Raw genomic sequence first — 6701 nt, 5'->3', positions numbered from 1 at the left:
AGCATTCTTAGGGGAAAACAGGGGTACTTTTTCACTACCTAAAAAGCCTAAAACCTTTATATATAAAGACTTTTATATTTAATCAGCAAACCCTAATTAGGAGTAAAGAGTCAAAATTAATGCCTTCTATACCAGTTTTGAGGTAGGAAATTCTCTTTTTTTCTTGGTACGCTACAAGGTGCGCCGTGAGGCGATGCGGGGTTGCACTGCTTTGTCAAAGAGATATCTTCTGCGCTTTTCTTTAATTAATCGAACTTATTATCCAAACACATTCTTTTTTCACAATGGTATAATACCATTTCTCAAAAGTCTTGCTACATCTCCTTGAAAGTAGGGAGTAGGGAGTAGGGTGAAAAGAGATAAGATATTTTGGTTTAATGCCGAGAATAGCCACAAACATTATTCAACCATTATTATTACTTAATAGCTGAAGTCCCATGGGAAGTATAGCATTATTTTTGGGAATTGGTATAATTAAAGATAATTCAAGACTTTAAGGCACAGGGAAAAGGACAGAATTTTACAGATTTTTTAGTATTGTAAAAAATTATAATCCTGTTTTATAACTCATCTGGAAACTTTATATCTTTAATATCTTGCTCGTTAATTTTTTCTGATTTTGCAATTGATCGTCTTGAAATTTACCGAAAAATTAAAATGAAGGTACAAAATCTTTCCATTGATAGAAAAAAAAGAAAAAAATTTTTTTAGTACATCCTCTTAATTTACAAGAAGAGGTAATTATGAATTATTAATTGTTGAAGTAGAAGAATTTTGTGGTGAAATCCTCAACCATAAATACCGTCCTACTGCCTTTAAATATAACCTGACTGGAAACTGATAATAATCAATGAAAATATTAACGATAATTAGCAAATGAAATAGAAAAGTTAAACCAGTCCAAACTCTCGGCAACCAACACAAAGGAGTACCAGGTATTGGGGGGTAAAAGTAAGCTGTTAATCCTATTAATGTTGTTGGTAATATTACAAATGCAACTGCTAATAACTTAATTACCCAACTCAATTCAGCATTAGGATAATCAACTTTCCAATTTCTACCATTCCACCGCCAACTTAAAGGAGAAGAACTATCCGCTATTTTCAATGATTGCTTTACCAAATCTACAGTAAAAATATGGTTACAGAAGTTACAAGCAAAAGCATCCATTAAAACCATTGATGATATCTGGCCATGATAACATACAGGACAAGTATAAACTTCTTCTACACTCAAATCTTTATTGATATTTTGAGAATCACACATAGAATTCGCTAGTAAAAACTATATGATATCGCAGTTTTCAACATGAACCTCTAAACTTATGCATAGTCTGTGATAATTCTTAATTTTTTTCTAAATTAGATAAGAATTAACATCAGCAAAACTATGGTGTTCATTGATAAATAGAGTTATCTTATTTCAGTTGTAAAATATTTGAAAATTTTAGGATATACAGCACTTTTTAGGATAGTGAGATACAGTTTGAAAATTAATCTTTTTTTCCCTACTGCCTACTCCCTAATACCTACTCCCTAAATTCCTAAAATTTTTTACCTCATCAACTCCAAAACTGCTGTAAATATAGACAAACAATAAAATCATCACAGATGATTGAGGATTGCGATATACTATAATTTCTTGCAGAATTCAGGGAATAGGGAATAATAAATAGGGAGATTAAATTGTTGATTTTAGATATTGAATTGATGTAAGTAAAATTTTTGCAAGAGGTTTTATGTATAGATGAATTATTATTAAACGCAGCTTCCCATAGGGTGGAATGTCGAAGTCTCATCGCTGGCCGACCATCGACCAAGAGAAGAAAAAATTTTCCCTACCGCGTAATCCTCTCCTTGAAAAGAAGAGGTAATTGTTAATAATTAATAATTAATAATTAATTGTTTAAATACCATTTAAAATTGCATTTCTCTCAGTTTCAGCTAAATTATGATTGCTGAATTGCTGTTTGTCTAGCATTCCGTTAGGCAAATTTTTTTAATATTTTGTTGGAGCTTGCACTAAACAAGTCATAATTTAGAAGCAATATTTTAAATAATTTTCTAAGGAACTAAAATCTTGGTAGAATTTATCTCAGAAACAATAAGAAACTTCAGTATGAGTGAGGTAAATAGTTAAATTGTTTAAACATCAATTATTTAATTCTGTCAACCGTTCCCGGCAGCTAATTATTCAATTTATTGGTTTGTTTTGTCTTTGCTGTTTCCTGGTTATTAGTTGTAGCCAACCACAAAATAATCCTAACAACACCTCCACCACAGAAATTCAAACAAATCGTATTACAATTGGTACAACTCTTAAACCTCGTACTGTCGATCCAGCAGATGCCTACGAAGTAATATCTGGTAACTTACTCTATAACTTAGGCGATCGCCTCTACGGTTACAAATTAGGAACAACAGAACTTGTCCCTCAATTAGCTACAGAAATGCCAAAAATTAGCGAAGATGGCACAACATATACAATTCCTCTTCGTCAGGGAGTAACATTCCATGACGGTACTCCCTTCAACAGCGAAGCAATGGCCTTTTCTTTAAAACGTTTTATCGAAAATGAAGGTCCTCCTTCTTCTTTATTAGCAAATACAGTAGAATCAGTAGAAGCTACCGGAGAATATCAGTTAACAATAAAGTTAAAAAAACCCTTTGCTGCTTTTACTCCTCTACTGGCATTTTCTGGTCTTTGTGCTGTTTCGCCTCAAGCATATACAATAGATGAAAATAAATTTAAACCTGATACATTTATTGGTACTGGACCATACAAATTAGCTGAGTACGGAACTGATGTTTTACGATTAGATATATTTGAAAATTATTGGGGAGAAAAACCACAAAATCAAGGAATTGACATTCAAATATTTTCTAGTTCAGCCAATTTATTTAATGCTTTTAAAACAGGTGCTATTGATGTAGCTTATTTATCTCTTGACACTGACCAAATTTCTAACTTAGAACAAGAATCAGAACGTCAAGGTTGGCAAGTAATTTCTACAGATGGCAAGACAGTTAATTATATAGTTTTAAATATTAATTCTGCACCATTAGATAACAAACCAGTAAGACAAGCATTAGCAGCTATTGTTGACAGAAATTTGTTAAATAAACGAGTTTTAAGAGGGCAAGCTGAACCTATTTATAGTCTAATTCCCAGCAAATTTGAAGGTTATAAGCCAATATTTCAAGAAAATTATGGAGATGGAAATTTTGACAAAGCTAGAGAGTTATTAAAAGAGGCAGGACATTCTCAAGATAATCCAGCAAAAGTAGAAATTTGGTATGCTTCTAATTCAACGAAAAGACAATTAGTCGCTAGTACACTAAAAGCATCTGTAGAAGAAAAAATAGACGGTTTAATGGAGTTAGAATTAAATAGTGTAGAAGCAGCAACCGCCTTTAAAAATTTAGACAAAGGAGTATATCAAACCTTTATTTTAGATTGGTACGGAGATTTTGTTGACGCTGATAACTATATTCAACCATTTTTAGAATGTACAAAAGGCTCAGAAGAAACAGGTTGTGAAGCAGGAGCTAGCCAATTTCAAGGTTCATTTTATTATAGCGATCGTATCAATCAATTGATTGAGCAACAACGTCAGGAACAAAACCCAGAAAAACGCCAAGGTATTTTCAGAGAAATTCAAGATTTATTAGGAGAAGATGTTCCTTTTATTCCACTGTGGTTAGACAAAGATTATGTCTTTGCTCAGAAAAATATTAATGGAGTAAATTTAGAACCGACTCAGCAATTTCCTTTTTGGACAATTAATAAATCATCGTAGAATAAGCATTCAGCATTGAGCCGTCAGCTATCAGCAATTAGCTATTGAGCTATTGATTAAGAGGAGGAGGTAAAAGCAAGTGAAAAATAGAGAGAGAATTAAAAGTTATTGCCAATGTAAACTCCTTCAACATTAGAAGGAATTATTTAGGGCTTGCTGTTTGCGTAGCATCCCGCAGGGAAGAGCTAAATACTTACATCATAGCAAGAGGAAGAAGGAAGAGAAGAGGAAATGAAATAAAGAGAAATAATTGCTTGAGATAGATAGCTTCTATAATTGCAAAAGCCTCTTCTAAGCATAAATTTTGAATTCTACTTTTTAATAGTATTATTTTACTATCGAACTGTAATTAAACCCTCTTCCGGACATTGCACATTGACGAATGATTTGAGATTTTTGATTGAATTGAATTTTGAATTTGAGAGTTGCCAGAATGATTAATTAACGGTGTTTTTTAGTCACAATCTAAACTAATTTTTGGCAATATCATTCCGTAATGTGCAACCCTTCAAATTTATTTCCTTCTTCCTTTCCTGAATTAACGTAAAAAACAACTAACCATCCATAACACCAAAAACGTTACCAAAGCAATAAATATTTCTATGTCTAAAGCAGTTGCTAAAGAACTCAATATTACACCTAAAATAAACCCAAGAATTAAACCCGCAACAGTCAACAATACAGCACGAAAAAACTTATTCTCTTTACGGTTAAGAAAATAAAGACAACCACCAACTCCCAAAGCCAAAGTGAGTTGCAAAATAAACGGTTGACTATCCCCAAAATAAATACTAATAGCACCTAAAACCACATATATGCCAGTAGGCCACAAAATATCAGCTTGACTAGGAGTATCAATTAGCCTTTGTAGCCACGCAGGCCCTTTTTCAGTCAACCCAGGAGTAAAACTATCGGGGACTTTATTTGTTTTTGTTTGCTTCTCAGGAAACCGAATACGCTCAGGAACCTTAATCTTTCCTTCCTGACGCAACCTTAAACGGTCCATCAAAATCGAATCATAAGCAGCTTCAATCTTTTCTATAACTTTTTGATCGTCAGTATGCTGCTGTTTTAAACGTTCCTTTGCTGCTTGAATTTCATCAAAAGAAGCATCTTCAGTGAGACCAAGTTGTTGATAATGACTTAGATCGCTCATTGCAATATATAAATAATATTTTAAACTATGACACAGTATTGGATTATGGTATTTTAATCTTATCTAGTTTTCTAGAAATATGCTCAGTTAAATATACAAACATTTCTATACAAATTACCGAATAATCTCATAAATTAACATAAGTACTGACTATCAAAAATAGCTTTTAACCCCTGAAATTAATAGGAGGAAAATCAAAAAAAGATGTCGAGAGGCAAAAAATACGACTCTACTTAAGGAAGTATTTAAAATTCGGTTAGAGAAAAAATTGACTACTTTCCTGGCTGAAGCTAAGGAGATTCTAATAAGGTTGTTTCAGCACTGGCATTAGCCGAGTCCAGAGTATTTTCTGCCAAACATTGAAACTACCACTTGATTAATATGCTAATCTTGTCTTTTGGCTTTTAAATTTAGACTGTTGATCTAATTCAATCCACTAACTATTCCTGACCACTGTACTTTTTTCTGCTTTTCACGTCGATAAGAAAAAAAGTAATCCGGTTGTTGATAAGTACAATAAGGAGCGATCGCTATCTGTGAATGATCAATACCCAATTGCTCCAACTGTAAAACATTAACCATACGGACATCCAAACGAACCTTTCCTTGTTCAGGATCGGATAAAACTGGCGAATTAGGTAAAAGCTCCAGAGAATGCAAAATATCCTGAGTAGTTGCTCTCTCTTTTTGTGGAACAACAGTCGCCCCAACTTCAGCCGCCACATCTTCAGAAACTTGATAAACCTCTCCAGCAATAGCAGGGCCAAGAACAAATAATAAATCGGATAATTGACTACCCTGAGCTTGAAAACTTGCCGATGCCACCGGAACAATTTTTGCAGCCGTGCCACGCCATCCGGCATGAACTGCCGCCACTTGTCCTGTTTTTTTGTCAGCAATCAAAACAGGTACACAGTCAGCACTGCAAACCCAAACTGCTTGTTTTGTTGTTTGAGTTATTAAACCATCAGCCTCAGCATAAGTTTTTTCGGGACTAGAATTAGGCATTTCTACCTGAGTAGCTTTCCCTGTTGTTAGTACAGTATTGCCATGCACTTGCTTCACACGATATACCTCAGCAGAAGAAGGGAATACTTCTACTAATTCTCCTGGTGTACGAGGCCAGAAATGGTGAGTAAAAAAGCCATGAGGCCAATTTTCCAAGAGGCTACAAGTTAGATAAGATAATCCTTGCCATTTTTGCCAATGCCAAGTGGCATGATTCTCGTTCAAAATTTGGTGGTATCTATTTAATTTTTGTGAGTCAGAGTCAGCTACAGTCATTTCAGTTATCAGTTATCAGTTATCAGTTATCAGTTGACCTCAGCATAAATGCCTTCGTTTATTTTGACATTTTTATTCGCTCTACTGCACAGGATTGGAAGTTTACCTGGAGCCAGAGTGCTTCACAGAATGAATTTGACTATTGCGACATCCGCAACAAAAGTAGAAGTCACACCACCAACTTTGAGTGCTTCACAGAATGAATTTGACTATTGCGGCATTCGCAACATTAGTAGAACTAACTAATAATTGAGTCATCAACTCCGAGTGCTTCACAGAATGAAATGACTATTGCGACATCCGCAACAAAAGTAGAAGTCACACCACCAACTTTGAGTGCTTCACAGAATGAATTTGACTATTGCGGCATTCGCAACATTAGTAGAACTAACTAATAATTGAGTCATCAACTCCGAGTGCTTCACAGAATGAAATGACTATTGCGACATTCGCAACAGAAGT

Annotated in this window: 4 protein-coding genes; 1 reads left to right on the top strand and 3 read right to left on the bottom strand. The window is 34.2% G+C overall.

Annotated elements, in window-relative coordinates; all coding sequences use genetic code 11:
- Positions 1-741 precede the first annotated feature (741 nt).
- Positions 742-1266 carry a hypothetical protein gene (locus AC3DU7_RS16535; protein ID WP_488040423.1) on the bottom strand — a complete coding sequence of 175 codons (525 nt, stop codon included), beginning with the start codon at positions 1264-1266 and terminating at the stop codon, positions 742-744.
- A gap of 874 nt (positions 1267-2140) precedes the next feature.
- On the opposite strand from AC3DU7_RS16535, the gene AC3DU7_RS16530 reads away from it, so the two are divergent.
- Complete coding sequence (locus AC3DU7_RS16530) at positions 2141-3799, top strand: ABC transporter substrate-binding protein (RefSeq protein ID WP_488040422.1); 1659 nt, start codon at positions 2141-2143, stop codon at positions 3797-3799.
- Positions 3800-4337: 538 nt separating this feature from the next.
- Here AC3DU7_RS16530 and AC3DU7_RS16525 read toward each other — a convergent pair.
- Together AC3DU7_RS16525 and pgeF are read right to left on the bottom strand one after the other, a co-directional pair.
- The gene (locus AC3DU7_RS16525; RefSeq protein WP_488040421.1) at positions 4338-4955 is read right to left on the bottom strand and encodes a CPP1-like family protein; all 618 of its coding nucleotides are present in this window, start codon (positions 4953-4955) and stop codon (positions 4338-4340) included.
- A gap of 423 nt (positions 4956-5378) precedes the next feature.
- The gene (gene pgeF / locus AC3DU7_RS16520) at positions 5379-6239 is read right to left on the bottom strand and encodes a peptidoglycan editing factor PgeF (RefSeq protein ID WP_488040420.1); all 861 of its coding nucleotides are present in this window, start codon (positions 6237-6239) and stop codon (positions 5379-5381) included.
- Positions 6240-6701 lie beyond the last annotated feature (462 nt).

It is taken from the genome of Okeania sp., from assembly GCF_983059655.1.
The sequence above is the reverse complement of the archived record's forward strand: the minus strand, read 5'-3'. Positions and strand labels throughout refer to the sequence as shown.